Here is a 24703-nt window from a genome sequence, read left to right as displayed (position 1 = left end):
GAGGACCGAACGGCAGGCGGCGAGGACGCCCCACGCGACCCGGGCCCGCCGAGCGGAGGCCGGGACCGGCACGAGACGCCGCTGGAACGCGCGGACCGGAACTTCGGCGAGCTGCTCCAGGAGCTGAGAGTCACCCAGACGGGCGTGCAGATCCTCTTCGCGTTCCTGCTGACGCTGGCGTTCACTCCGCGGTTCCCGTCGCTGGACGCCGTGCAGCGCGCGACCTACATCGCGACGCTGCTGCTCGCGGTGCTCGCCGCCGCGCTGTTCACGGCGCCCGCGGCGCTGCACCGCGCGCTGTTCCGGCGCGGTGCCAAGCCGCAGATCGTGCAGATGTCCTCGCGGCTCGCCACGGCCGGCCTGAGCGTTCTGATGCTCGCCCTGGCCGGGTCCGTGCTGCTCGTCGTGGACGTCACGGCAGGACGGGCGGCGGGGATCGCGGCGGGGGCCGGCACGTTCGCCGTCTGTGTGGGCCTGTGGGGTGTGCTGCCGCGTCTGGTGCGGCGCTCGCTCACGCGTGCGCAGGAGGGGACGGACAGTCCGTCTCCGTAGCCGCCTTCATGTCTGGCGGCCTTCACACCTGTTGGCCTTCACGCCTGTTGGCCTTCACGCCTGTTGGACAGGGACCGTCCACGGCAGGGCGATCCATACGGTCTTGCCGCCTTCGGGGGTGGGCCTGACCGACAGGCTTCCGCCGCACTCGGCGGTCAGCCAGCGGATGATCACCATGCCGCGCCCGTTGTCCTGCTGGACGGCGGCCGGGAGCCGCTTCGGGTAGCACGGGTGGCTGTCCGTGACGCCGATGCGCAGATGTTCGTCGCGCTCCAGCTGCACGTCGACCTTGAAGACGGGTGACTGTCCACGGGTGTGCATCACGGCGTTCGTGGCGAGTTCGGAGACGATGAGCCGGACCGTGTCGGCGGCTTCCGCGTCGCGCGGCATGCCCCATTCCGCGAGTACGTCGCTGACATATGTGCGGGCCGAGAAAACCGAGGCGGGATCGCTCGGCAGAGTGACGGATGCTTCCTGGTGATCTGCCATGGCGACGTCGTCCCTTTTTTCGCCGGGGCCTGAATCCGACACATGGCGGATGACTCGAGGCGACCCCCGGACTGGTGCTTCGCGCCAGAGTGCCACTCCCGCCCGGCCGGTGGAGCCGATCCCCCGAGATATGCATATATCTGTCGCTCGAAGCGGTGAACTCTGCGTGGGTGGACCGCATTTGGGCGTACGCCGCCGACTTCCTCTACCGTCGGCTCAGAACACCGATCCGCCGGGCCTGAAGGAGCCGGGCCGCAGGTCCGAGGAGACAGGATGAAACACGGTCCGGCGGTGCGCCGCCGCAGGCTCGGCGCGGAGCTGCGCGCGCTGCGTGCCCGCGCGGGGCTCACAAGTGGCGAGACGGCCCGGCTGGTCGGCTGGCACCAGTCGAAAGTGAGCCGTATCGAGACCGGGCGCAGCGGCGTGAAAGCGTCGGACGTGCGCCTCCTGCTCGACGCCTTCGAGGTCGCGGACCCCGGCCTACGGGATCTGCTGGTCGCGCTGGCCGGGTCGGGGGACGACGGCGGCCAGCACTGGTGGTACGCCTACCGGGACCTTCTGCCGCCCGCCTACCGGGACTTCATCAGCCTGGAGTCACAGGCGTGCCGGGTCAGGACGGTCGAGACGTCCGTCGTGCCGGGCCTCCTCCAGACGCCCGACTACGCGCGTGCGGTGACCAGGGCCGCGCTCGGCGGACTGCCGGACGGGCAGGTCGACGCCCTGGTCGAGGTGCGGATCGCCCGGCAGGACGTGCTGCGTTCCCCGTCCCCGCTCCGGCTCAGCGCGGTGCTCGACGAGGCGGTGCTGCGGCGCCCGGTGGGTGGTCCCCGGGTGATGGCGGAGCAGCTGCGTCATCTGGCCGCCGTGGCGAAGCTCCCCCATGTGCGGCTTCAGGTATTGCCGTTCACCGCAGGGGAGCATGTCGGACTAACCGGCCCTTTCGTTGTGTTCTCATTTCCGAACACTTCCGATCTGGACGTAGTAGTTCTCGACCATTTGACGAGTAGCCTCTACCTCGAGCGGAAAGAAGACCTCAAGGCGTACACGGACGCCTTTGACACCCTTCGGATCCACGCCCTTTCGCCCGGGGACTCGTTGGATTTCATCGCCGGGATCGCCGGAGCGCACCGCCCTCCGGACAGTGAACGCACGTAAGGAGGCACCATGTCAGCACTGCCTCGGTACGTACCATCCGCCGCGGTTCCCAGCACCTCTCTGCACGACGCGCCATGGCGGCGAAGCAGCCGAAGCACCGGAATGAACAACTGCGTCGAGACGGCTCCGCTGCACCGCGGCCCTTCGGCCGGACTTCTCGCCGTACGCGACTCCAAGCGCACGGCCGGACCCGCCCTGCTGTTCTCGCCCTCCGCATGGGAGGGGTTCCTCAACTCCTTGCGGTGAACGCCGAGTCGGGAGCCTTGCGGCTGATCACCCGCACCGCCTGGGCGATTTGATCGTCGGTCAGGTCGGCGCGGGCGGTCAGCCGCAGCCGTGAGATGCCGTCCGGCACCGACGGGGGACGGAAGCAGCCGACGGCGAGGCCGGCTTCGCGGCAGTCCGCCGCCCAGCGCACCGCCTCCTCGGGGGACGGCGCGCGCACGGAGACGACGGCGGCGTCGGGCCGTACGGCCTGGAGCCCCTCGGCCGTGAGCAGTTCGTGCAGCGAGGACGCCACGGCGCGGGCCCTTTCGGCACGCTCGGGCTCGCGGCGCAGCAGGCGCAGGGCCGCGAGCGCGGCGCCGGCCGCAGCGGGCGCGAGGCCCGTGTCGAAGATGAACGTCCGTGCGGTGTTGACGAGATGGTCGATCACCCGGGCCGGACCGAGGACGGCGCCGCCCTGGCTGCCGAACGACTTGGAGAGGGTGACGGTGGCGACGGTGTCGTCGGCGCCCGAGAGCCCCGCCGCCTGCGGCGCGCCCCTGCCGCCGTCGCCGAGCACACCGAGTCCGTGCGCGTCGTCGACGATCAGACCCGCCCCGAACTCCCTTGCCACTCGCGCGAGTTCGGCCAGTGGAGCAGCGTCGCCGTCCACCGAGAAGACGGAGTCCGAGACGACGACGGCCTGTCCCTGATGCGTGTCGAGGGCCTTGCGGACGGCGTCGGGGTCGGCGTGCGGGACGACCTGCGTCGCGCCGCGGGCGAGCCGGCAGCCGTCGATGAGGGAGGCGTGATTGCTGGCGTCCGAGACGATCAGCGAGCCGTGCGGGGCGAGAGCGGTCACGGCGGCGAGGTTGGCGGCGTAACCGGACGACAGGACGAGCGCCGCCTCGAAGCCGCAGAACTCGGCCAGTTCGCGCTCGAGTTCGGCGTGCAGCTCCGTGGTGCCCGTGACGAGCCGCGAGCCGGTGGCGCCGCCACCCCAGCGCAGCGCCGCGTCCGCCGCTCCTGCGGTGATCTCGGGGTGGCGTGTGAGGCCGAGGTAGTCGTTGCTCGCGAGATCGAGGAGGGGGTTCGATGACGGGCGGGGGCGCAGCGTGCGGACGAGTCCGGCGCCGCGGCGTACGCGCTCCTGCTCGTCGATCCAGCCGAACGGCGATCCCGCCATGTGAGTCCCTCCGCCCGGCCGTCGAGCGACCGGTTCTCGAGTGGGGTGTGCTGTCCCGTGCCCACTGCTGATTTGTAGACGGTTTTGTAGGCAGTGCACAGACAGTAGCGGGACATCCAGCCGCCCAGGGTGTGGCAATACCCACACCTCGAACCGGCAGAGTTGTGCAAAGCCTCCTTGGCCTGAGCAGGGCACGTAGGCCAGGATCGGGCCATGGACCTGCTGAACACGCTGGTGGACAAGGGGCTGCGGCGCGAGCTGCCCAGCCGTGAAGAAGCGCTCGCCGTTCTGGCGACTTCCGACGACGAACTGCTCGATGTGGTGGCCGCGGCCGGCAAGGTGCGGCGGCAGTGGTTCGGCCGGCGGGTGAAACTCAACTATCTGGTCAACCTCAAGTCGGGCCTGTGCCCCGAGGACTGCTCGTACTGTTCCCAGCGGCTCGGGTCCAAGGCGGAGATCCTCAAGTACACGTGGCTGAAGCCCGACGAGGCGTCGAAGGCCGCGGCCGCAGGTGTCGCGGGCGGCGCGAAGCGGGTCTGCCTGGTGGCGTCCGGGCGCGGCCCGACGGACCGGGACGTCGACCGCGTCTCGGAGACCATCGGCGCGATCAAGGAGCAGAACGAGGGCGTCGAGGTGTGCGCCTGCCTCGGTCTGCTCTCCGAGGGCCAGGCCGAGCGGCTGCGCGGCGCGGGCGCCGACGCGTACAACCACAACCTCAACACCTCCGAGGGCACCTACGGCGACATCACGACGACGCACACCTACGCGGACCGCGTCGACACGGTGCAGAAGGCCCACGCGGCCGGTCTGTCCGCCTGTTCCGGGCTCATCGCGGGCATGGGCGAGAGCGACGAGGACCTGGTCGACGTCGTCTACTCGCTGCGCGAACTCGACCCGGACTCGGTGCCGGTCAACTTCCTGATCCCCTTCGAGGGCACGCCCCTTGCCAAGGAGTGGAACCTGACGCCGCAGCGCTGCCTGCGGATCCTCGCGATGGTCCGCTTCGTCTGCCCCGACGTCGAGGTGCGGATCGCGGGCGGGCGCGAGGTGCACCTGCGCTCGATGCAGCCGCTGGCGCTCCACCTCGCGAACTCCATCTTCCTCGGCGACTACCTGACGAGTGAGGGCCAGGCGGGCAAGGCGGACCTGGACATGATCACAGACGCCGGGTTCGAGGTCGAGGGCACCGACCAGGTGACGCTGCCCGAGCACCGGGGCGGGCCGTGCGGTTCCGAGGCAGAAGCGGCCTGCGGTTCCGGTGCGCATGCGGCATGCGGTTCCGGCGCGGGTTCGGCCTGCGGTTCCGGTGGGGGCTGCGGCTCCCATGAAGAAGCTGCAAAGTCCCCGGTCGCCGAGGTCCCCGAGGCGCGCACGGACCTGGTCGCCGTACGCCGCCGGGGTGCCGGTACGGATCTCGCGCCCAATGCCTGAGCGGCCGGGGCCCGCGGTGACGGGGCTGCCCGTGGCGGACCTGCTCGACCTCGACCGGCGGCACGTCTGGCATCCGTACGGTCCGATGCCTGGGCGGCAGGAGCCGCTGGTCGTCGAGTCGGCGGCCGGGGTACGGCTCCGGCTCGCCGGCGAGGGCGGTGAGAGCGGTCAGGGTGCCGAGCTGGTCGACGGGATGTCGTCGTGGTGGTCGGCGATCCACGGCTACAACCACCCCGTGCTCAACGAGGCGGTGCGCGACCAGCTCGGCCGGATGAGCCACGTCATGTTCGGCGGGCTCACGCACGAGCCCGCCGTCGGGCTCGCGAAGCGTCTTGTCGACATGTCGCCGGAGGGTCTCGAGCATGTGTTCCTCGCCGACTCGGGCTCCGTGTCCGTCGAGGTCGCGATCAAGATGTGCCTCCAGCACTGGCGTTCCCTCGGGCAGCCGGAGAAGCGCCGTCTGCTGACGTGGCGCGGCGGCTATCACGGCGACACCTGGCAGCCGATGGCGGTCTGCGACCCCGAGGGCGGCATGCACGAACTGTGGTCGGGGGCGCTGCCGCGGCACGTGTTCGCCGACGCCCCGCCCACCGGGTACGAGCAGGCCTACGCGGATCATCTGCACGAGCTGATCGGCCGGCACGCCCATGAGCTGGCGGCCGTGATCGTGGAGCCCGTGGTGCAGGGCGCGGGCGGGATGCGGTTCCACTCCCCCGCGTATCTGCGGGTCCTGCGTGAGGCCTGCGACGCGCACGACGTGCTCCTCGTGTTCGACGAGATCGCTACGGGGTTCGGCCGGACCGGGGCGCTGTTCGCCGCGGAGCACGCGTCGGTGACGCCCGATGTGATGTGTGTCGGCAAGGCGCTGACCGGCGGCTATATGACGCTGGCGGCGACGCTGTGCACGGCGCGTGTGGCGGACGGGATCTCGCGCGGCGACGTGCCGGTGCTCGCGCACGGGCCCACGTTCATGGGGAACCCCCTCGCCGCCGCGGTGGCCTGCGCGTCGATCGACCTCCTGCTCGGGCAGGACTGGGCGACGGAGGTCAAGCGGATCGAGTCGGGGCTGAGGGAGTCGCTCGGCGCCGCCTCGGAGCTGCCCGGGGTGCGCGATGTGCGCGTGCTCGGCGCGATCGGTGTCGTACAGCTGGACCACGAGATCGACATGGCGGCTGCCACGCGGGCGGCGGTGCGCGAGGGCGTGTGGCTGCGGCCGTTCCGCGACCTCGTGTACACGATGCCTCCGTACATCACGGGGGACGAGGATCTGGCACGGATCGGCCGCGCGGTGTGCGCGGCCGCACGGGAGGGCTGAACAGCATGACGGTACTGGTGGTCACGGGGACCGGAACCGATATCGGGAAGACGGTCACGACGGCGGCCGTGGCGGCCGCCGCGCTGGCCGCGGGGCGGTCGGTGGCCGTCCTGAAGCCGGTCCAGACCGGGGTCGGGCCCGGTGAGCACGGGGACGCGGACGAGGTGACGCGCCTGGTGGGCGGCGGGGTGACGGCCGTCGAACTGGCGCGGTACCCCGAGCCGTTGGCGCCCGCGACGGCCGCGCTGCGCGCCGGCCTCCCCCCGGTGCGCCCGCACGAGGTGGCCGACGCGGCGGCGAAGCTGGCGACGGACCACGACCTCGTCCTGGTCGAGGGCGCGGGCGGGCTGCTGGTGCGGTTCGACGCGGACGGGGGCACGCTCGCGGACGCCGCCAGGCAGCTCCGGGCGCCGGTCCTCGTCGTCGCGGCGGCGGGGCTCGGCACGCTCAACGCGACGGCCCTGACGACGGAGGCCCTGCGCGCCCGGGACCTGACGCCGCTCGGCGTGGTCGTCGGCAGCTGGCCGGAGCACCCCGACCTCGCGGCCCGCTGCAATCTCGCGGACTTCCCCGCGGTCTCGGGGACGAAGCTCCTCGGCGCGATCCCCGAGGGGGCCGGTGCGCACCCCGACTTCCGTGCGTCCGCGCCGAGTTGGCTGGCGCCGGAGCTGGCGGGCACATGGGACGCGGCGGCGTTCGCCGCGAGCGCCGAGGTGCCCCCGGTGAGTGCCGGGAGCGAAAGGCCCTAGCGGCTCACAGGCTCCATCTGTGCAGTTCCTCCGCGATGTCGTGCACGGTCGCCCCGCCGTCCTTGACCAGGCGGGCCAGTTCCCTGACCTGGTCGGGCGACGTGGCGACCTTCAGGCCGCTCGCGACGAGATAGGCGTACGCGACAGCCGACGCGAACATCGCGTTCGAGCGTTCGAGGGCGGGGACGTGGAGGAGCAGCTGGAGCAGTGCGGCGGCCCGCGCCTGTGGGCTGTCGTACACGGCGGTCCCGAATATCTCCGCCTCGTGCCGGCTGACGGCGGCGACGAGCGCGCCCCAGTCGGTCACCTGAGGGTCTCCGGGTGTCTTCTGTTCGGCGATCATGAGAAGCCAGGCCAGGTCGATCCGCACGTTCTTCGATTCGCTCAAGGACTCAGCGTCGGCCTTCGCGCTCCGCGCCGAATTCCTCGGCGAACACGGATTCGTACTGCTTCATGAAGTCGGCGGCCGCCTCGACGAACGTCCGGCCGAGCTCGCCCGCGTCCTGTCTGACCAGCTCCTCGATGTATCGGTTCACACTCACGCCGCGTGCCAGCGCACGCTCACGCGCGGCTCGGGCGGTGTCCTCGTCCACCCGTACGTTCAGCTGAGTCTTCGCCATGACTTCACGCTAGCGCCGACGTGCTAGCACCGGCAAGGAGACGCCGAATGTGCCCCTTACACGCGTATCGGGAGCCCGACCTCGGAGGGATACCGCGCGTGTGACGCACCGCACTACTCTCTTACGCGACACGGGAGTCGGCACGGCCAGGACGACGGCGAGACCCAGGAGGCGGCCTTGTCCACAGCGGCAGCAGAACAGCCCCACGGTCCGGCGGAGGCGGGCGACGTAGCCGCGCGCGCCCGGGGCCTGACCAAGGCGTACGGATCCGGGGAGACCGCCGTCCTCGCGCTCGACTCGGTCGACGTGGACATCGCGCGCGGCCGGTTCACGGCGGTCATGGGCCCCTCGGGGTCGGGCAAGTCCACGCTGATGCACTGCCTGGCCGGGCTCGACTCGGTCTCCGCGGGCCAGGTGTGGCTCGGGGACACCGAGATCACCGGCCTGCGCGACAAGGAGCTGACGCGGCTGCGGCGCGACCGGATCGGCTTCATGTTCCAGTCCTTCAACCTCATTCCGACGCTGAACGCTGCGGAGAACATCACGCTGCCGATGGACATCGCGGGCCGCGCCCCGGACGCGGAGTGGCTGAAGCAGGTCATCGACACGCTCGGCCTCGGCGACCGGCTCAAGCACCGTCCCGCGCAGCTCTCCGGAGGCCAGCAGCAGCGGGTGGCCTGCGCGAGGGCACTCGCCTCACGACCGCAACTGATCTTCGCGGACGAGCCGACCGGGAACCTGGACTCGCGCGCGGGCCTCGAGGTCCTCGGGTTCCTGCGCGAGGCGGTGGACGACCTCGGCCAGACCGTCGTGATGGTGACGCACGACCCCGGCGCCGCGGGCCACTCCGACCTGGTGCTCTTCCTCGGCGACGGCCGCCTCGTGGACGAGATGCCGCAGCCCACGGCGGAAGCGGTCCTGGAACGCATGCGTCTGTTCACCGGGGGCAACCCCCACAACTCCCAGCCGTAGAGGGGCCGCTGTGCTGAAGGCGACGCTCAGGAGTTTCCTCGCGCACAAGGGCCGACTGGTCCTGTCGGGGCTCGCCATCGTCCTCTCGGTGGCGTTCGTGGCGGGCAGTCTGGTCTTCTCGGACACGGTCACCCGCACCTTCGACCGGCTCTTCGCGTCCACGTCCGCCGACGTGCAGGTGAATCCGAAGCAGGATTCCCTCAGCGAGACGGTGCCGACCGGAGCGGTCGAGACCGTCCCCGCCCGGCTCGCCCGGCAGATCAGGTCCGTCGACGGCGTCGCCGCGGCCAGGATCGACGCCGCCGCCGAGAACGTCACCGTCGTGGACGACAGGAACAACTCGGTCGGCCCCACCAGCGGCGCCCCCACCATCGCCACCAACTGGTATGTGACGGACCGCAGTCCGGTCCGCCTGACCTCGGGCCATGCCCCGCGCGGCAGTGGCGAGGCACTGCTCGACGCCGACACCGCCGACAAGAAACACCTCCGCATCGGCGACTCCCTCACCGTCCTCGCGCAACCGGGCTCCTTCACCGTCCGGATCGTCGGCATCGCGACCTTCCGCACCACCAACCCCGGCGCCGCGCTCGTCTTCCTCGACACGGCGACGGCACAGGCGAAGCTGCTCGGCGCGACGGACCGCGCGACGAGCATCTCCGTGGACGCGGCGCCCGGGGTGAGCGACGCCGCGCTGAAGCGGCGGATCGCCCGACAGCTCGGTTCCGGCTACGACCTCAAGACCGCAAGCGAACAGGCCACGTCGGACGCGGCGGACCTCGGCTCGTTCCTCGACGTGATCAAGTACGTGATGCTGGGCTTCGCCGGGATCGCGGTCCTGGTCGGGATCTTCCTGATCGTGAACACGTTCTCGATGCTGATCGCGCAGCGCACCCGCGAGCTGGGACTGCTGCGCGCGCTCGGCGCCGACCGGCGGCAGGTGCGTCGCTCCGTCCTGACGGAGGCGGTGTTGCTCGGCCTGGTGGGCTCGGTGCTCGGCCTCGCGGCGGGCATCGGGCTGGCGCTCGGCCTCATCCGGCTCATGAGCGCGTTCGGGATGAACCTGAAGTCGACCGAGATGGTGATCGGCTGGGGGACGCCCGTCGCCGCGTTCGCGGTCGGCGTCGGGGTCACGTTCGTGGCCGCGTATCTGCCGTCGCGGCGTGCGTCGCGGGTCTCCCCCATGGCGGCGCTCGCGGACGCCGAGATCGCGGGTGCGGGGCGGCCGCTGCGGGTGCGCGCGGTGGCAGGGGCGGTGGTCGGCGTGGCGGGGGTGGCCGCTCTCGCCGGCTGTGCCGCGGCCACGAAGACGGCGAGCGCCTCGCTGCTCCTGATGGTCGGCATCGTCCTGACGCTGCTGGCCACGGTGATCGCGGGCCCCTTGCTCGTACGTCCCGTGATCCGCGTCCTGGGCGGCGCGTTCCCCGCCGTGTTCGGCTCGGTGGGGCGGCTCAGCCAGCGCAACGCGCTGCGCAACCCGCGGCGCACCGGGGCCACCGCGGCCGCGCTGATGGTCGGGCTCGCTCTGGTGGCGGGCATGTCCGTGGCGAGCGCGTCGATGAGCAAGTCGTTCGACGAGCAGATCGACAAGACCCTGGGCGCCGACTTCACCGTCCAGAATGCCAACTTCACGCCCTTCCCTGAAGAAGTGACCGACAAGATCCGCGCCACGGAAGGGGCGGGGCTCGTCGTGCGACAGCGGTTCGTGCCGCTCGCGGTGCGTCTGCCGGACGGCAAGCGCGTGAAGACGACGGCCGCGGGTTACGAGGCACAGCTCGACGACGTCGCGCACATCACGTACTCCCAGGGCGACTCGGCGGCCGCGCTCGCGCCCGGGAAGGTCGCGATGGACGCGGAGTTCGCCAAGGAGCACCACGCGCGCGTGGGCACGGTGGTGCCCGTGGACCTGCCCGGCGGACGCACGGACCGGCTCACCGTCGCGGCCCTCACCGACCAGGGCGGGGGCGACGGATTCGGCATGTCCGGCGGCCTGTTCATGGGGATGGGGACGCTGGAGAAGTTCCTGCCCGACGGCCAGGACTCGGCGGTGTACGTGAACGCCTCCCCCGGCACGGGCGCGGACGTGCTCCGCGCCCGCCTGGAGAAGGCCCTCGATCCGTACCCACAGGTACAGGTCCGCGACCTGGCCGACTACAAGAAGCTCGTGCACGACCAGATCGCGGTGCTGCTGTACCTCGTGTACGCGCTGGTCGGGCTCGCGATCGTCATCGCCGTGCTGGGCGTCGTCAACACCCTCGCCCTGTCGGTCGTCGAGCGGACGCGGGAGATCGGTCTCCTCCGCGCCATCGGGCTCTCCCGGCGCCAGTTGCGGAGGATGATCCGCCTGGAGTCCGTGGTGATCGCCGTGTTCGGCGCGGTGCTCGGGCTCACGCTCGGTGTCGTGTGGGGTCTCGCCATCCACGAGGTTCTCGCCCTCCAGGGCATGGAGGCGCTCGCCATCCCGTGGGGCACGATCGTCGCGGTCGTGGTCGGCTCGGTCGTCGTGGGGCTCGCGGCGGCGCTCCTTCCGGCGCTGCGCGCCTCACGCATGAACGTGCTGGCGGCCATCGCCCACGAATGATGTACTCGCCGCACGGTCTCCCGGCCGGCTCCACCCAGTTCAACTCGCCCGAGACTGAGGAGAGTTCATGAGTCGCGCGTTCCGCTTCGGCGTCAACATGGTCACCCCCGCGTCCGGTGACGAGTGGCGCAAGCGCTGCCGCAGGGCCGAGGAGCTCGACTACGACGTGATCCTCGTCGCCGACCACCTGGGCGTGCCCTCGCCGTTCCCCTCCCTGGTCGCCGCCGCCGAGGCGACCGTGCGCCCGCGCGTGGGCACGTTCGTCCTCAACGCCGGCTTCTGGAACCCGGTACTCCTCGCCCGTGAGGTGGCGACCACGGACGCGCTCACCGGCGGCAGGCTCGAACTGGGTCTGGGCGCAGGCTACGTACAGGCGGAGCACGAGGCGGCCGGGCTGCCCTGGGGGTCGCCCAGTGAGCGCGTGGACCATCTGCGGCGCGTCGTGGAGGAGCTGGACCGGCTGCTCGGGTCGGACGAGCATCAGCCTCGGCCCGTGCAGCACCCCCGACCGCCGCTCCTGATCGGCGGCAACGGCGACCGGATGCTGAAGCTGACGGCCGAGCACGCACAGATCGCGGCGTTCACCGGGGCGCGCTCCGTCCCCGGCCACCCGGGCGGGAAGCTCCAGCACCTCACCCCTGAGGAGCTGGACGAGCGCGTCGCCACGTACCACCGCTTCGCGGCGGGGCGCGCGGAGCCCGCCGAACTCAATCTGCTGATCCAGATGGTCACGGTGACCGACGACCGGCGGGCGGCGATCCGGCCGGTTCTCGAACACATCCCGCAGTTCACGGAGGACGAGGCGCTGGACCTGCCGCTGCTGCTCGTCGGCACGGTCCGTGAGATCGCCGACCAGGTGCGCGCGCAGCGCGACCGCTATGGATTCACGTACATCACGGTCCTGGAGCCGTACATGGAGGCGTTCGGTCCGGTCATCGAGGAGCTGCGTAAGCCCTGAGCCGGGCGCTGTCCGCATCGTGAAAATGGCGCGCGGGGCCGGCCGCCCGGTGATGGGATCGGCCCCATGAGTGATCTTCGGATACGGGCCGCGACGCCCGACGACCTCGATGCCGCCCTCGCCTTCTGGAAGCTGGCCGCCGAGGGCACGAGCATCAGCGACGACCGCGCGGGCGTGGAGCGGCTCGTCGCCCGTGACCCCGAGTCGCTGCTGCTCGCCGAGCGCGACGGGGAACTGGTGGGGACCGTCATCGCCGGCTTCGACGGGTGGCGCTGCCATCTGTACCGGCTCGCGGTGCATCCGGACCTGCGGCGGCAGGGCGTGGGTTCGGCGCTGCTCGCCGCCGCCGAGGAGCGGTTCGTCGCGCTCGGCGGGCGGCGGGGCGACGCGATGGTCCTGGACCGCAACGGGCGCGCGCAGCACACGTGGCGTGCCGGAGGTTATGCGCCGGAGCCGCAGTGGACGCGCTGGGTCAAGCACCTCACTGACTGACGTCCTCCGAGGCCGGGGCGACGGCGTCCCGGCCGCACGGGCTTTGCCGATCCTTTACCATGGTCGCTCCACTTGTCCTGTCTTCTTTCTCTTGAAAGGTGTGAGCGTCCGCCCATGGGCGAGCCTCCCAGTACCCGGCGCCTGCGACATCGCGCGATACCCACCGCCCTGCCCGATCATGGGACGGAGGTGACCCGATGACCGAAGTGCTCCTGCTCGCCGTGGCGGTGCTGCTCTCGCTGGCCTGCGGCGCGTTCGTCGCTGCCGAGTTCTCCCTCACCACGGTCGAGCGTTCCGGCCTCGAGCGCGCCGTCGAGCGCGGTGAGCGGGGCGCCGCCGGCGCCCTCAAGGCCGTACGGAACCTGACCTTCCAGCTCTCCGGCGCCCAGCTCGGCATCACCGTGACCAACCTGGTCGTCGGCATGCTCGCCCAGCCGTCCGTCGCCAAGCTGATCACGGGCCCCCTGGAGAGTCTCGGGCTCTCCCACTCCGCCGCCGCCTCGGCCGCGCTGGTCATCGGTACGGCGCTGTCGACCGTCTTCCTGATGGTCGTCGGCGAGCTCGTCCCCAAGAACTGGGCGATCTCGTCGCCGCTGGCCGTCGCCAAGCGCGTCGCGACGCCCCAGCGCCTGTTCAGCGCCGCGTTCCGCCCCTTCATCACACACCTGAACAACACCGCGAACCGGGCGGTGCGCCGCATCGGCATCGAACCCGCCGAGGAGCTGGCCTCCGCGCGCGGACCGCAGGAGCTGGTGGCCCTGGCCCGCCACTCCGCCAAGGAGGGCGCCCTCGAGGCGGACACCGCCGAGCTGTTCATGCGCACCCTGAACCTCGCGGACCTCACCGCGGAGAACGTGATGACGCCGCGCGTCCAGGTCGTCGCGCTCGACGCGCAGGCCACCTGCGAGGACGTGGCGAACGCGACCCGGGCCACGGGCCTGTCCCGGTTCCCCGTCTACCGCGGCAACCTCGACTCGGTCGTCGGCGTCGCGCACATCAAGGACGTCCTCGCCGTGCCCGCGGAACTCCGGGGCCGCCGCTCCGTGTCCGATCTGATGCGCGAACCGCTCCTCGTACCCGAGACCCTGACCGTCGACCGGCTTCTCGACCGGCTCTCCGGGAAGCGCACGATGGCCGTCGTCATCGACGAGTACGGCGGCACCGCGGGCGTCGCCACCGTGGAGGACATCGTCGAGGAGGTCGTCGGCGAGGTGCGGGACGAGCACGATCCGCACGAGACACCTGACCTCGCCCCGGCGGGCGCGGACGAAGAGGGCCGCGCCCTCTACTCCGCCGACGGCGCCGCCCGCACCGACCAGCTCCAGCGGGTCGGCCTTCGAGTCCCCCACGGCCCCTACGAGACACTCGCCGGCCTGATAGCCACCGAGCTCGGCCGGATCCCGGCCGTCGGCGACAGCGTCGAGGTGGCCGGATGGCGGCTCGACGTCGTGGACGCCGCGGGCCACCGCGCGGCCCGCGTCCTGCTGCACGCGCCGCAGGCCGAGCAGTCCGACGACGCCCCGGAGGTGGACCGATGACCGCGATCCAGCTCCTGATCGGCCTGGCGACGCTCGTCGTCAACGCCTTCTTCGTCGGCGGCGAGTTCGCCCTGATCTCCGTACGCCGCAGCCAGATCGAACCGCACGCGGACGAGGGCGACCGGCGGGCGAAGAGCGTCCTGTGGGGCCTTCAGCACGTGTCGGCCCTGCTGGCCGCGGCGCAGCTCGGCATCACGCTGTGCACCCTGGTGCTCGGCATCGTCGCCGAACCCGCCATCGCCCATCTCCTTGAGCCGCTGTTCGACGCGGTCGGCGTGCCGCACGGCCTGATCCACCCGATCTCGTTCGTGATCGCGCTGACGGTGGCCACGTATCTGCACATGCTGCTCGGCGAGATGATCCCGAAGAACGTCGCGCTCGCCGAGCCGGTGCGCAGCGCGCTGCTCCTCGGGCCGCCCCTGGTGACCTTCGCGAGGGCGCTGCGCCCGGTGATCTTCACCGTCAACGCCTTCGCGAACGGGCTGCTCAAGCTGTTGCGCGTCGACGTCAAGGACGAGGTGTCCGCCACGTTCTCGGACGACGAGCTGGCCCGTCTCGTCAAGGACTCGGGCGACGCGGGACTTATCGACGACCGCGCCCAGGAGCGCCTGCGCGACGCGCTCGAACTGGGCCGCCGCCCGGTCAGGGACGTCGTCCTGCCGCTGGAGCGGGTGGTCTACGCACATGTGGGCGTCACGCCCGAGCAGCTGGAGCAGCTGTCGGCGCGGTCGGGGTTCTCGCGCTTCCCCGTGGTCGACGACAACCGCCGCATCGTCGGCTATCTGCATGTGAAGGACGCCCTGGACGCGTCGCCGCGCGATCTGCCGTTCCGGATTCCGGACATGCGGCCGATCGCGCGCGTCCGCGAGACGACGCCGCTCGACGACGTCCTCTCGGCGATGCGCGGCAGCCGTACGCACGTGGCGGCGGTCCTCGGCGCCGACGGGCGGCTCGCCGGTCTGGTGACGATGGAGGACGTCCTTCGGGAACTGTTCGGACAGCCGGCGTGATCTCGGCGCCGTGTGCCCGACCGACGTCGGGCACACGGCGCCCCGTCGGCTGTCCCAGGGCCCGGGTTACCATCGCTTCCGCCATGCAGAAAAATGCCAACCACACCAGTTACAGCAGCCTCGTCACGATCGGTGACTCGTTCACCGAGGGCATGTCCGACCTGCTGCCCGACGGCTCCTACCGCGGCTGGGCCGATGTACTGGCCGGCCGGATGGCGGCCCGCACCCCCGGCTTCCGCTACGCGAACCTCGCCGTGCGCGGCAAGCTCATCGGCCAGATCGTCGACGAGCAGGTGGACGTCGCGGCCGCGATGGGCGCCGATGTCATCACGCTGGTGGGCGGGCTCAACGACACCCTGCGCCCCAAGGTCGACATGGGCCGGGTGCGCGGGCTCCTCGAAGAGGCCGTCGAGAAGCTCGCGCCGGCCTGCGAGCAGCTCGTCCTGATGCGCAGCCCCGGCCGCAACGGGCCCGTGATGGAGCGCTTCCGGCCGCGCATGGAGGAGCTGTTCGCCTGCATCGACGACCTCGCGGCGCGGCACGGCGCGGTGGTCGTGGACCTGTACGGGCCACCCGCCCTCGGTGACCCCCGCATGTGGGACGTGGACCGGCTGCATCTGACGGCGGAGGGGCACCGCCGGGTCGCCGAGGCCGTCTGGCAGGCGCTCGGCCACGAGCCCGAGGGTGACTGGCAGTCCGTGCTCCCGCCGACCGCGCCGCCGGGGTGGGGCACGCGCCGCCTCGCCGACGTCCGCTTCGCCAAGCAGCACCTCGTCCCGTGGATCGGCCGCCGCCTGACGGGCCGCTCCTCCGGCGACGGCCGCCCGGCCAAGCGCGCCGAGCTGCTGCCGTACGAGGCTCCGCGCGGCTGACCTGCCGGGACGGGGGCGGCGCGCGGCGGGCGCCCCGCCCTCGTAGCTTCCGACGAATGGGGCCCTGGCGCTGGCCTGCACGAATCGCCAGTAGAATCCGTACACGTGACTGCTGCGCCTGCAAAGCCCCGTATCCCGAATGTTCTCGCCGGACGCTACGCCTCCGCCGAGCTCGCCACTCTCTGGTCCCCCGAGCAGAAGGTGAAGCTGGAGCGTCAGCTCTGGCTCGCCGTGCTGCGCGCGCAGAAGGACCTCGGGATCGAGGTGCCGGACGCCGCTCTCGCCGACTACGAGCGCGTCCTCGACCAGGTCGACCTGGCTTCCATCGCCGAGCGCGAGAAGGTCACGCGCCACGACGTGAAGGCCCGCATCGAGGAGTTCAACGCCCTCGCCGGCCACGAGCAGGTCCACAAGGGCATGACGTCCCGCGACCTGACGGAGAACGTCGAGCAGCTCCAGATCCGCCTCTCCCTCGAACTGGTCCGCGACCGCGCCGTCGCCGTCCTCGCGCGCCTCGGCAAGCTGGCCGGCGAGTACGGCGAGCTGGTGATCGCGGGCCGCTCGCACAACGTCGCGGCGCAGGCCACGACCCTCGGCAAGCGCTTCGCGACCGCCGCCGACGAGCTGCTCGTCGCGTACGCCCGGGTCGAGGAGCTGCTCTCCCGCTACCCGCTGCGCGGCATCAAGGGCCCCGTCGGCACCGCGCAGGACATGCTGGACCTGCTCGGCGGCGACGCGGCGAAGCTCGACGAGCTGGAGCAGCGCATCGCGGGCCACCTGGGCTTCTCGCAGGCGTTCACCTCGGTCGGCCAGGTCTACCCGCGCTCCCTCGACTACGAGGTCGTCACCGCGCTCGTGCAGCTCGCGGCCGCGCCGTCCTCGACCGCCAAGACGATCCGTCTGATGGCCGGGCACGAGCTCGTCACCGAGGGCTTCAAGCCGGGCCAGGTCGGCTCGTCCGCGATGCCGCACAAGATGAACACCCGCTCCTGCGAGCGCGTCAACGGCCTCATGGTCATCCTGCGCGGCTACGCGTCGATGACCGGGGAGCTGGCGGGCGACCAGTGGAACGAGGGCGACGTCTCCTGCTCCGTGGTGCGCCGTGTCGCGCTGCCGGACGCGTTCTTCGCGCTCGACGGTCTTCTGGAGACGTTCCTGACGGTGCTCGACGAGTTCGGCGCGTTCCCGGCCGTCGTCGCCCGCGAGCTGGACCGCTACCTGCCGTTCCTCGCCACGACGAAGGTCCTGATGGCGTCGGTGCGGGCGGGCGTCGGCCGCGAGGAGGCCCACGAGGCCATCAAGGAGAACGCCGTCGCGTCGGCCCTCGCCATGCGCGAGCAGGGCGCCGAGCGCAACGAGCTGCTCGACAAGCTCGCCGCCGACTCCCGGATCCCGCTGGACCGCGCCGGGCTCGACGAGCTGATGGCCGACAAGCTGTCGTTCACGGGCGCCGCGAGCGACCAGGTCGCCACCGTCGTCGCGCGCGTCGAGGAGATCGTCAAGCAGCACCCGGAGGCCGCCGGTTACGCGCCCGGTGCGATCCTCTGACCCGGCTGACCCCCGCGGACCTGGAGGCCGCTCGTGACCGCATCGTTCCCGATGTGGTCGCGAGCGGCCTCTCCGTGCTTTTCTGCGGGATCAACCCGGGCCTGATGACAGCGGCGACCGGCCACCACTTCGCGCGCCCCGGCAACCGTTTCTGGCCGGTGCTCCACCTGTCCGGGTTCACGCCCCGGCAGCTGGCCCCCGCCGAGCAGGAGGAACTCCTGTCGTACGGGCTCGGGATCACGAACGTCGTCGCGCGGGCCACGGCGCGGGCGGACGAGCTGAGCGCGCAGGAGTACCGCGACGGCGGCCGCCTGCTCACCGCCAAGGTGGAGCGGCTGCGGCCGCGCTGGCTCGCGGTCGTGGGCGTGACGGCGTACCGGTCGGCCTTCGGGGAGCCGAAGGCGAGGATCGGCCCGCAGGAGCGGATGATCGGCGCCACCCGGGTGTGGGCGCTGCCCAACCCCAGTGGTCTGAACGCGCATTGGACGGCGGCGACGATGGCCGAGGAGTACGCACGGTTGCGCGCAGCCGCCTCGGGGGAGGACGGCGCGGGGCTCCCCGGCTGACGCGGCGCGAGACGGGTCGCGCAGTGGCTTGCGTGACGGCATGCGTCAGGGCTTGCGGGCCACGACACCGAACTGGGCGACGAGCGGCCCCTCGTCGACGCCGTCCGTCCGCCAGCGCGCGCAGGAGACGAGGCCCGGCTCCAGGATGTCGAGTCCGTCGAGGAAGCCCTCGATCTCGGCGCGGCCGCGTGCGGTGATCGGCGGTGTCGCGTTCTCGTTCCAGAAGCGCATCGCCGCCTCGTTTCCCTCGCCGCCCAGCTCCAGCGTGGGGTGCGTGAGCACGAGGTGGCTGCCGGAGGGGACCGCGTCCACGAGGTGGCGCACGATGGACGTGGCCTCGGCGGTGTCGAGGATGAAGTTCAGGATGCCGAGCATCATGACGGCGACCGGCCGGCCGAGGTCCAGGGTGCCGGACGCGGCGCGCAGGATGGCCGCGGGGTCCCGCGCGTCCGCGTCCACATAGCTGGTGGCGCCCTCGTCCGTGCTGGTGAGGAGCACGCGGGCGTGCGTGAGAACGATCGGGTCGTTGTCGACGTAGACGACGCGGGACTCGGGGGCGATGCGCTGGGCGACCTCGTGGGTGTTCTCGGCGGTGGGCAGGCCCGTGCCGATGTCGAGGTACTGGCGGATGCCTGCCCGGCCGGTGAGGTGGGTCACGGCGCGGCCGAGGAACGCCCGGTCGGCGCGCGCCACTTCGCCGATGCTGGGGTACCTGGAGGTGACCTGGTCGCCGACCTGTTCGTCCACCTCGTAGTGGTCCTTGCCGCCGAGCCAGTAGTCCCACACGCGGGCGTTGTGCGCGATGTGGTTCGCGGTCCGCTCCCCCGGCTCCTGCCCGCTCTGCTCGCTCACGTGCTCTCCCTCACCTCGGTCGTGCCATGATCCGATGCCAAGATCCCATGGTGGCACGGCAGTTCCCGCTTACCGGGTCCAGGCGCGTCATCAGGGCGGGTCCACGTCCGTGACGGCGGCGACGAGCCGGAACGGCAGGTCCTCGGCGCCGAGCGGGATGCCCAGCACGATCCACCGCCCGTCGGCCTGCCACACCTGGACGTCCGGCACATACGCGCTGAGCGCGGCCCAGGGCTCCGGTATCTCCTCGCCGCCCTCGACCGCGCGCAGGCTGACGCTCCACAGGCTGAACCACTGCGGCTCCCCCCAGCGCTCGGTGAGCATCGAGGAGAGCCCGTCCCGGTCGGCGACCCACTGGTCCTGAGCGGCGCCCTCGGGGGCCGGCTCCCGGAGCTCGTCGCGCGTCGCCAACTCCGCGATGTGATAACCCGGTCCGCCGGAGCCCGCGTCCGATCTGCCGTGCTCCGCGGGGAACTCACGGGAGCGCAGCAGGTCGATCGTCGCGAGATGCTGTGCGGTGCTCATGACGTCCAGTAAAGCGGCCACCACTGACATTTGGCGGGGCGTCCGGCGGTTACGAGCCTGCCGTCACGCGTCCCTGCGGCGCAGCGCCCACCAGCCGGCGAGGAGCGCGGCCGCCGCCCACCCGGCGGTGACGGCGAGCCCCGTCCACGGCCCGAGCGTGCCGACCGGGTCCTGGTGCAGGACCTGTTGTCCGGCGTGGTCCGGCAGGAAGTCGGCGACGGAGGCGGCCATGTCACCCACGACGAAGGACACGATCAGGATGAACGGGATCAGCAGGCTCAGGACGGCGACCGCGCTGCGCAGGACGACGGTGAGACCGGCCGCGAACAGGGAAATCAGGGCGAGGTAGAGGCCGCCTCCGACGCAGGCGCGCAGCGCGCCCGGATCGCCGAGTCCCAGGGCGTAGGACCCCATGAACGCCTGACCGGACAGGAACGTGACGAACGAGGTGAGCAGGCCCACCACGATGGCGAGGGCACCGACGACCGTGATCTTCGCGGCGTAGAGGAGATTCCTGTTGGGGACCGCCGCGAGGGAGACGCGCAGGGCGCCGTTGAGGTACTCGGACGACACGGCGGTCGTGCCGAAGGCGATGGCCGCGATCTGGCCGAAGTTGAGTGCGTAGAAGGCACCGAAGAGGAGGTCGGCTCCTTCGTTGTCGGCCTCGGCCTGTCCGACCGCGGCGGTGGCCAGGATGGTGATGGCTACGGTCGTGGTGAAGACCGCGACGAGTGAGCCGGCGCTGGCGCGCACGGACCTCACCTTGATCCATTCGGAACGCAGCACGGCGGTGGTCGACATCGTCAGGCCTCCTGGAGGGGGGTCGCGGCGGACGCGAACTCGGTGTCGTCCGCGGTGAGGGCGAGGTAGGCCTCTTCCAAGGAGCCCGATTCGTCGGCGAGTTCGAGGACGGCGATGCCGTCCGTGGCGGCGAGCGCGCCGATCTCCTCGGCGCGCGCGCCCGCGACGGTCCAGCGGCCGTCGCCGGTTGCCACGGCTTCGAGTCCCTTGCGGCGAAGTGCCGCGCGCAGGCTCGCGGGATCGGTCGTGCGGACGCGGACGCGCCGCTCGCTGTGCGCGTCGATGAAGTCCCGCATCGGGGTGTCGGCGAGGAGCCTGCCCCGGCCCAGGACGACGAGGTGGTCGGCGAAGGTGGCGGTCTCGTTCATGAGGTGGCTGGAGACGAGGACCGTGCGGCCCTCACGGGCGAGACTCCGCATCAGTTCGCGGATCCAGATGATGCCTTCGGGGTCGAGGCCGTTGGACGGCTCGTCGAGCATCACGACCTGCGGGTCGCCGAGGAGGGCGGCGGCGATGCCGAGGCGCTGGCGCATGCCCAGCGAGAACGTCTTGATCCGGCGTCCGGCGACGGCCGCGATGCCGGCGAGCTCCAGGACCTCGTCGACCCGGCGTACCGGGATGCGGTTGGAGGCGGCAAGAACGCGGAGGTGGTCGCGGGCGGTACGGGAGCCGTGGGCTGCCTGGGCGTCGAGGAGGGCGCCGACCTCGCGCAGAGGTTCGCCGAGCGTCGCGTAGGGGCGGCCGCCGAGTGTGGCGGTGCCCGACGTGGGCCGGTCAAGGCCGAGGACGAGGCGCATGGTGGTGGACTTCCCGGCGCCGTTCGGGCCGAGGAATCCGGTGACCCGGCCGGGCCCGACGCTGAACGTCAGGCGGTCCACCACACGGGTCGTGCCGTACTCCTTGGTGAGCTCTTGGACGTCGATGCTGGTCATGGCTCCAGCTTTCCGGCGGCGCCCCCGCCGGGTCCTCCCCCGGGCGTGGAGAGCGTCTCCCCCATGAGGGGGAGCCATCCGCACCCGCACCGCTGGCACGATGGCGGCATGATCCGCCTCCTCGCGCCGCTGACCCGCGCGGTCACGTACACCCGCTGGCTGCACCTTCTCGTCGGCGCGATCATCGCCCTCGTGTGCGGGTCCGTGTACCCGGGGCTCACCCGGCCGGGGTACGGGCAGTGGGTCCTGATGCTGTTGATCCCGGTCCCGCTCCTCATGGCGGCGGCCGTGATCCCCGTGGTGCGCAGGGCCGAGGGTCTTCAGGCCCGCCTGATGCTGTTTCCCGGTGCCCACGCGCGCGTGGGGGGCGATTCGGGTTCACGGGAGGCGGGCGTGTCCGTGGCGCCGTCGGCGTCGTGGCGGGACCGGGGCAGGACCGCGGTGTGGCTGGTGCTGCGTCTGTGGGCAGGCTGCGCGGTCGCGTTCGTGACCGGCCAGCTCATGGCTCTCTCCCTGGAACTGGTGGACGCCACGTCGGGCGGCCCCGGCGAGGCCGAGTCCCTCATCCCCGTACCGGGGCACGGCTGGGCGTACGCGCTGCTCGTGCCGGTGCCGCCGCTGGTGTTGCTTGGCGTGGTCGCGCTCGCCGGGCGCCTGATGGTCCCGGCCGCCCTCGGTCTGCTCGGGCCGTCGGCGGCGGAGCGTCTGGCCGCTCTGGAGGAGCGCACCGAGCAGCTGCTCGAACGCAATCGCATCGCCCGCGAACTCCACGACTCCATCGGGCACGCGCTGACCGTCGCCGTCGTGCAGGCCGGCGCGGCGCGGGCGGCCGCCGATCCGGCCTTCACCGACCGCGCCCTGGACGCCATCGAGGAGACGGGCAGGGCGGCCCTCGAGGACCTGGAGCGCGTCCTGTTGGTGCTGCGCGAGTCGGGGCAGCCCGCGAGCCGCCGGCCCACGCTCACGGAGGCGGACCGCCTGCTGGACTCGGCGCGCGCCTCGGGCGCCGAGGTCGACGCGGAGGTGCTCGGCGCGCTGGACACGGTGCCCGGTCCCGTCTCCCGAGAGGGCTACCGCATCCTCCAGGAGGCACTGACGAACGTGCTGCGCCACTCGGGGACCGTCCCGATCCGGGTCGCCGTCACGGTCGACGACGCCCGCCTGTGGCTCGACGTACGCAATCCGCTTCCCGCGGGCGCACCGGCGAACGGCCAGGGCAGCGGCGGTGGCAGCGGCAGCGGTCTGCGGGGCATCCGGGAGAGGGCGGCACTCCTCGGCGGCCGGGCGCGGACGGGTCCCGACGAGGGGCAGTGGCGGGTGCACGTGGAGCTGCCGCTCGGCTGATCCCCGTCTCCACGTACGCCCCGACCGCTCCCCTAGGCTGTCCGGATGCCGCTCACCGTGCTTCTTGTCGACGATGAACCGCTGGTCCGCGCCGGGTTGCGTGCCGTGCTTTCGGCGCAGCCGGACATCGAGGTGGTGGGCGAGGCGGCCGACGGTGCCGCGGTGATCCCGCTCGTCCGGCAACTGCGTCCGGACCTGGTCGCCATGGATGTGCGCATGCCTCTCCTGGACGGGATCGAGGCCACGCGCGCGGTGCTGCGCAGTGTGTCCGAGCCGCCCAAGATCCTGGTCATCACGACGTTCGAGAACGACGAGTACGTGTACGGGGCGCTGCGGGCGGGCGCCGACGGGTTCCTGCTGAAGCGGTCGCGGCCCGCCGAGATCGTGAACGCGGTCCGGCTCGTGGCCGAGGGCGATTCCCTGCTGTTCCCCGCGGCCGTGCGGCGGCTCGCGGCCGAGTACGGCAACACGTCGGCACGCGAGGCGATGGACCGCGCCGCGCTCACGGAGCGGGAGGCGGACGTGCTGCGCCTGATGACGCGGGGCCTGTCCAACGCCGAGATCGCCGAGCGGCTCGTCGTCGGCACGGAGACGGTCAAGTCGCATGTGAGCGCCGTCCTCGCCAAGCTCGGGGCGCGGGACCGGACGCAGGCCGTCATCGCCGCGTACGAATCCGGTTTCGTCTCGCCCGGCTGAGCGCCCCTTCGTCCCGCCCGGCTGAGCGTCCCGGGACACACAAGTGCACCCGCGCTCGCCGGTGTCCGCCGCGGCGAGTACGATCCGCCCAACACGCGCGCGAGCTGGGAGGACGGACGTTGGGGCGGCTGACCGGCGGGGACCCTTCCCTGCTACGGCGGATCAACTCCGCGGTGGTGCTGCATGCCCTGCGCGCCACGGATCTCGCGACGCTCACGGAGATCACCCGGGTCACCGGGCTTTCCCGGCCCACGGTCGAGGGCGTCGTCGAAGGGCTCATCGCGGCGGGGCTCGTCGTCGAGACGGCCGTCGACGACAGCGGGACGCGGCGCCAGGGGCGGCCCGCGCGACGGTTCCGCTTCCGGGCCGAGGCGGGGCACCTGCTCGGTCTGGAGATCGGCCCGCACCGCGTGGCCGCCGTCCTGTCGGACCTGGACGGCAAGGTGCTCGGCACGGCCGCGAAGGACGTCGACGAGACCGCTCCGGCCGACGAGCGCATCGAGCGGCTGCGGACCGCGGTCGCGGACCTGCTGCGCCGCGCGGGTGTCGCCCGGAACTCGCTGCGGGCGGTCGGCGTCGGCAGCCCCGGCATCGTGGAGGCCGACGGCACCGTGCGCCTCGGCACCGCCCTGCCGGAGTGGACGGGGCTCCAACTCGGCGAGCGGCTGCGGCGCTCCTTCAAGTGCCCGGTCCTGGTGGAGAACGACGCGAACGCGGCGGCGGTGGCCGAGCACTGGAAGGGCGCGGCGACCGAGTCCGACGACATCGTGTTCGTGCTGGCGGGGCTCAGCCCGGGCGCCGGCGCGCTGATCGGCGGCCGGCTGCACCGCGGGTACGGCGGCGCGGCCGGGGAGATCGGCGCGCTGCACCTCCTGGGGCGCGAGGTGCGTCCCGAGACGCTGCTCTCGACGACGGACGAGCCGCTGCACCCGCTCGACGAGCAGGCCGTCGCGCAGGTCTTCGCTCTCGCACGCCAGGGCGACGAGCGGGCCGGCGCGGCTGTCGACCGGTTCCTCCAGCGCCTGGTGCACGACGTGGCGGCGCTGGTGCTCGCCCTCGACCCGGAGCTGGTCGTCGTGGGCGGCTGGGCGGCCGGCCTGGACGGCGTACTGGAGCCGCTGCGCCGCGAGTTGGCCCGGTACTGCCTGCGTCCGCCGCGCGTGGCCCTGTCGGTTCTGGGCGAGGCGGCGGTGGCGACCGGGGCGCTGCGGCTCGCGCTGGATCACGTCGAGGAGCAGCTGTTCGCCGTCGAGGGAACGGTCACGGCGCGCCGCTGGCCGTAAACGCACAGACGCCGAAGGCCCACCGTGGAGGATCA

The 24703-nt window shown here is 72.0% G+C and carries 26 protein-coding genes; 18 read left to right on the top strand and 8 right to left on the bottom strand.

Features of this window, described 5'->3' with window-relative positions; translation table 11 throughout:
* Positions 1-81: 81 nt before the first annotated feature.
* Positions 82-552, top strand: coding sequence for a DUF6328 family protein (locus OG456_RS31615; RefSeq protein WP_266569497.1), 471 nt, complete (start codon positions 82-84; stop codon positions 550-552).
* A 54-nt stretch (positions 553-606) separates the two neighbouring features.
* On the opposite strand, the gene OG456_RS31610 is transcribed toward OG456_RS31615, so the two are convergent.
* Entirely contained in the window at positions 607-1041 is a 435-nt protein-coding gene (locus tag OG456_RS31610) for an ATP-binding protein (protein ID WP_266566936.1), read from the bottom strand.
* A 273-nt stretch (positions 1042-1314) separates the two neighbouring features.
* Between OG456_RS31610 and OG456_RS31605 the strand changes: the two genes are divergently transcribed.
* Positions 1315-2196: a helix-turn-helix transcriptional regulator gene (locus OG456_RS31605; protein WP_266566935.1), complete on the top strand. Its 882-nt coding sequence runs from the start codon at positions 1315-1317 to the stop codon at positions 2194-2196.
* 9 nt (positions 2197-2205) lie between these two features.
* A complete protein-coding gene (locus tag OG456_RS31600; protein WP_266566934.1) occupies positions 2206-2442 on the top strand; it encodes a DUF397 domain-containing protein in 237 nt (78 codons plus the stop codon).
* On the opposite strand, the gene OG456_RS31595 is transcribed toward OG456_RS31600, so the two are convergent.
* Positions 2426-3586: an 8-amino-7-oxononanoate synthase gene (locus tag OG456_RS31595; protein ID WP_266566933.1), complete on the bottom strand. Its 1161-nt coding sequence runs from the start codon at positions 3584-3586 to the stop codon at positions 2426-2428. The two genes, OG456_RS31600 and OG456_RS31595, sit on opposite strands and share 17 nt — an antisense overlap.
* Before the next feature lie 213 nt (positions 3587-3799).
* On the opposite strand from OG456_RS31595, the gene bioB reads away from it, so the two are divergent.
* Genes bioB through bioD form a run of 3 tightly spaced genes read left to right on the top strand, consistent with a single transcriptional unit; the run spans position 3800 to position 7081 of the window.
* Positions 3800-5017: a biotin synthase BioB gene (bioB, locus tag OG456_RS31590; RefSeq protein WP_266566932.1), complete on the top strand. Its 1218-nt coding sequence runs from the start codon at positions 3800-3802 to the stop codon at positions 5015-5017.
* A complete protein-coding gene (locus OG456_RS31585; RefSeq protein ID WP_266566931.1) occupies positions 5010-6332 on the top strand; it encodes an adenosylmethionine--8-amino-7-oxononanoate transaminase in 1323 nt (440 codons plus the stop codon). The genes bioB and OG456_RS31585 overlap by 8 nt, the downstream gene beginning before the upstream one ends.
* A gap of 5 nt (positions 6333-6337) precedes the next feature.
* A complete protein-coding gene (bioD, locus tag OG456_RS31580; protein ID WP_266566930.1) occupies positions 6338-7081 on the top strand; it encodes a dethiobiotin synthase in 744 nt (247 codons plus the stop codon).
* A gap of 4 nt (positions 7082-7085) precedes the next feature.
* Here bioD and OG456_RS31575 read toward each other — a convergent pair whose 3' ends face one another.
* Together OG456_RS31575 and OG456_RS31570 are read right to left on the bottom strand one after the other, a co-directional pair.
* Complete coding sequence (locus OG456_RS31575; RefSeq protein ID WP_266569496.1) at positions 7086-7424, bottom strand: fic family toxin-antitoxin system, toxin component; 339 nt, start codon at positions 7422-7424, stop codon at positions 7086-7088.
* Positions 7425-7473: 49 nt separating this feature from the next.
* Positions 7474-7701, bottom strand: coding sequence for a toxin-antitoxin system HicB family antitoxin (locus OG456_RS31570; RefSeq protein WP_100597555.1), 228 nt, complete (start codon positions 7699-7701; stop codon positions 7474-7476).
* A gap of 177 nt (positions 7702-7878) precedes the next feature.
* Here OG456_RS31570 and OG456_RS31565 point away from each other — a divergent pair, with 177 nt between their 5' ends.
* From OG456_RS31565 to mug, 9 genes are all read left to right on the top strand, one after another.
* Positions 7879-8673 carry an ABC transporter ATP-binding protein gene (locus OG456_RS31565; protein WP_266566929.1) on the top strand — a complete coding sequence of 265 codons (795 nt, stop codon included), beginning with the start codon at positions 7879-7881 and terminating at the stop codon, positions 8671-8673.
* 10 nt (positions 8674-8683) lie between these two features.
* Positions 8684-11251 carry an ABC transporter permease gene (locus tag OG456_RS31560; RefSeq protein WP_266566928.1) on the top strand — a complete coding sequence of 856 codons (2568 nt, stop codon included), beginning with the start codon at positions 8684-8686 and terminating at the stop codon, positions 11249-11251.
* A 67-nt stretch (positions 11252-11318) separates the two neighbouring features.
* Complete coding sequence (locus tag OG456_RS31555; RefSeq protein ID WP_266566927.1) at positions 11319-12209, top strand: LLM class F420-dependent oxidoreductase; 891 nt, start codon at positions 11319-11321, stop codon at positions 12207-12209.
* Between the two features lie 66 nt (positions 12210-12275).
* A complete protein-coding gene (locus OG456_RS31550; protein WP_266566926.1) occupies positions 12276-12701 on the top strand; it encodes a GNAT family N-acetyltransferase in 426 nt (141 codons plus the stop codon).
* A 197-nt stretch (positions 12702-12898) separates the two neighbouring features.
* A complete protein-coding gene (locus OG456_RS31545; protein ID WP_266566925.1) occupies positions 12899-14239 on the top strand; it encodes a hemolysin family protein in 1341 nt (446 codons plus the stop codon).
* The gene (locus tag OG456_RS31540) at positions 14236-15249 is read left to right on the top strand and encodes a hemolysin family protein (protein ID WP_266566924.1); all 1014 of its coding nucleotides are present in this window, start codon (positions 14236-14238) and stop codon (positions 15247-15249) included. Before OG456_RS31545 ends, OG456_RS31540 begins: the two co-directional genes overlap by 4 nt.
* 83 nt (positions 15250-15332) lie before the next feature.
* On the top strand, positions 15333-16121 hold the full coding sequence (locus tag OG456_RS31535; RefSeq protein WP_266566923.1) for an SGNH/GDSL hydrolase family protein: 789 nt from the start codon (positions 15333-15335) through the stop codon (positions 16119-16121).
* A 105-nt stretch (positions 16122-16226) separates the two neighbouring features.
* Positions 16227-17669, top strand: a complete 1443-nt coding sequence (purB, locus tag OG456_RS31530) for an adenylosuccinate lyase (protein ID WP_266566922.1) — start codon at positions 16227-16229, stop codon at positions 17667-17669.
* Positions 17670-17674: 5 nt separating this feature from the next.
* Positions 17675-18235 (top strand): G/U mismatch-specific DNA glycosylase, encoded by a 561-nt coding sequence (gene mug, locus OG456_RS31525; protein WP_266569495.1) that lies wholly within the window; start codon positions 17675-17677, stop codon positions 18233-18235.
* Between the two features lie 45 nt (positions 18236-18280).
* Here the strand turns inward: mug and OG456_RS31520 are convergent, their stop codons facing one another.
* The 4 genes from OG456_RS31520 to OG456_RS31505 form a co-directional block, all read right to left on the bottom strand.
* The gene (locus OG456_RS31520; RefSeq protein WP_266566921.1) at positions 18281-19087 is read right to left on the bottom strand and encodes an SAM-dependent methyltransferase; all 807 of its coding nucleotides are present in this window, start codon (positions 19085-19087) and stop codon (positions 18281-18283) included.
* A 90-nt stretch (positions 19088-19177) separates the two neighbouring features.
* Entirely contained in the window at positions 19178-19612 is a 435-nt protein-coding gene (locus OG456_RS31515) for a hypothetical protein (RefSeq protein ID WP_266566920.1), read from the bottom strand.
* Between the two features lie 63 nt (positions 19613-19675).
* Positions 19676-20413 (bottom strand): ABC transporter permease, encoded by a 738-nt coding sequence (locus OG456_RS31510; RefSeq protein ID WP_266566919.1) that lies wholly within the window; start codon positions 20411-20413, stop codon positions 19676-19678.
* A gap of 2 nt (positions 20414-20415) precedes the next feature.
* A complete protein-coding gene (locus OG456_RS31505) occupies positions 20416-21345 on the bottom strand; it encodes an ATP-binding cassette domain-containing protein (RefSeq protein WP_266566918.1) in 930 nt (309 codons plus the stop codon).
* Between the two features lie 108 nt (positions 21346-21453).
* Here OG456_RS31505 and OG456_RS31500 point away from each other — a divergent pair, with 108 nt between their 5' ends.
* The 3 genes from OG456_RS31500 to OG456_RS31490 all read left to right on the top strand — a co-directional run bounded on the left by OG456_RS31500 (position 21454) and on the right by OG456_RS31490 (position 24668).
* Positions 21454-22689: a sensor histidine kinase gene (locus OG456_RS31500; protein ID WP_266566917.1), complete on the top strand. Its 1236-nt coding sequence runs from the start codon at positions 21454-21456 to the stop codon at positions 22687-22689.
* A gap of 45 nt (positions 22690-22734) precedes the next feature.
* Positions 22735-23385, top strand: coding sequence for a response regulator transcription factor (locus OG456_RS31495; RefSeq protein WP_266566915.1), 651 nt, complete (start codon positions 22735-22737; stop codon positions 23383-23385).
* 119 nt (positions 23386-23504) lie between these two features.
* The gene (locus OG456_RS31490; RefSeq protein WP_266566913.1) at positions 23505-24668 is read left to right on the top strand and encodes an ROK family transcriptional regulator; all 1164 of its coding nucleotides are present in this window, start codon (positions 23505-23507) and stop codon (positions 24666-24668) included.
* Positions 24669-24703: the final 35 nt, after the last annotated feature.

This window comes from Streptomyces sp. NBC_01446, from assembly GCF_026340095.1.
Lineage (GTDB): Bacteria > Actinomycetota > Actinomycetes > Streptomycetales > Streptomycetaceae > Streptomyces > Streptomyces aureus.
This window is presented reverse-complemented; position numbering and strand designations above follow the sequence as displayed.

What these genes read in the sequence shown, in the direction of transcription:
- bioD (WP_266566930.1), top strand. Translation starts at nt 6,338, where the DNA reads ATGACGGTACTGGTGGTCACGGGGACCGGAACCGATATCGGGAAGACG.
- OG456_RS31585 (WP_266566931.1), top strand. Translation starts at nt 5,010, where the DNA reads ATGCCTGAGCGGCCGGGGCCCGCGGTGACGGGGCTGCCCGTGGCGGAC.
- OG456_RS31575 (WP_266569496.1), bottom strand. Translation starts at nt 7,424, where the DNA reads ATGATCGCCGAACAGAAGACACCCGGAGACCCTCAGGTGACCGACTGG.
- OG456_RS31505 (WP_266566918.1), bottom strand. Translation starts at nt 21,345, where the DNA reads ATGACCAGCATCGACGTCCAAGAGCTCACCAAGGAGTACGGCACGACC.
- OG456_RS31500 (WP_266566917.1), top strand. Translation starts at nt 21,454, where the DNA reads ATGATCCGCCTCCTCGCGCCGCTGACCCGCGCGGTCACGTACACCCGC.
- OG456_RS31495 (WP_266566915.1), top strand. Translation starts at nt 22,735, where the DNA reads ATGCCGCTCACCGTGCTTCTTGTCGACGATGAACCGCTGGTCCGCGCC.
- OG456_RS31535 (WP_266566923.1), top strand. Translation starts at nt 15,333, where the DNA reads ATGCAGAAAAATGCCAACCACACCAGTTACAGCAGCCTCGTCACGATC.
- OG456_RS31550 (WP_266566926.1), top strand. Translation starts at nt 12,276, where the DNA reads ATGAGTGATCTTCGGATACGGGCCGCGACGCCCGACGACCTCGATGCC.
- OG456_RS31515 (WP_266566920.1), bottom strand. Translation starts at nt 19,612, where the DNA reads ATGAGCACCGCACAGCATCTCGCGACGATCGACCTGCTGCGCTCCCGT.
- OG456_RS31540 (WP_266566924.1), top strand. Translation starts at nt 14,236, where the DNA reads ATGACCGCGATCCAGCTCCTGATCGGCCTGGCGACGCTCGTCGTCAAC.
- OG456_RS31555 (WP_266566927.1), top strand. Translation starts at nt 11,319, where the DNA reads ATGAGTCGCGCGTTCCGCTTCGGCGTCAACATGGTCACCCCCGCGTCC.
- OG456_RS31595 (WP_266566933.1), bottom strand. Translation starts at nt 3,586, where the DNA reads ATGGCGGGATCGCCGTTCGGCTGGATCGACGAGCAGGAGCGCGTACGC.
- bioB (WP_266566932.1), top strand. Translation starts at nt 3,800, where the DNA reads ATGGACCTGCTGAACACGCTGGTGGACAAGGGGCTGCGGCGCGAGCTG.
- OG456_RS31545 (WP_266566925.1), top strand. Translation starts at nt 12,899, where the DNA reads ATGACCGAAGTGCTCCTGCTCGCCGTGGCGGTGCTGCTCTCGCTGGCC.
- OG456_RS31570 (WP_100597555.1), bottom strand. Translation starts at nt 7,701, where the DNA reads ATGGCGAAGACTCAGCTGAACGTACGGGTGGACGAGGACACCGCCCGA.
- OG456_RS31510 (WP_266566919.1), bottom strand. Translation starts at nt 20,413, where the DNA reads ATGTCGACCACCGCCGTGCTGCGTTCCGAATGGATCAAGGTGAGGTCC.
- OG456_RS31600 (WP_266566934.1), top strand. Translation starts at nt 2,206, where the DNA reads ATGTCAGCACTGCCTCGGTACGTACCATCCGCCGCGGTTCCCAGCACC.
- OG456_RS31605 (WP_266566935.1), top strand. Translation starts at nt 1,315, where the DNA reads ATGAAACACGGTCCGGCGGTGCGCCGCCGCAGGCTCGGCGCGGAGCTG.
- OG456_RS31610 (WP_266566936.1), bottom strand. Translation starts at nt 1,041, where the DNA reads ATGGCAGATCACCAGGAAGCATCCGTCACTCTGCCGAGCGATCCCGCC.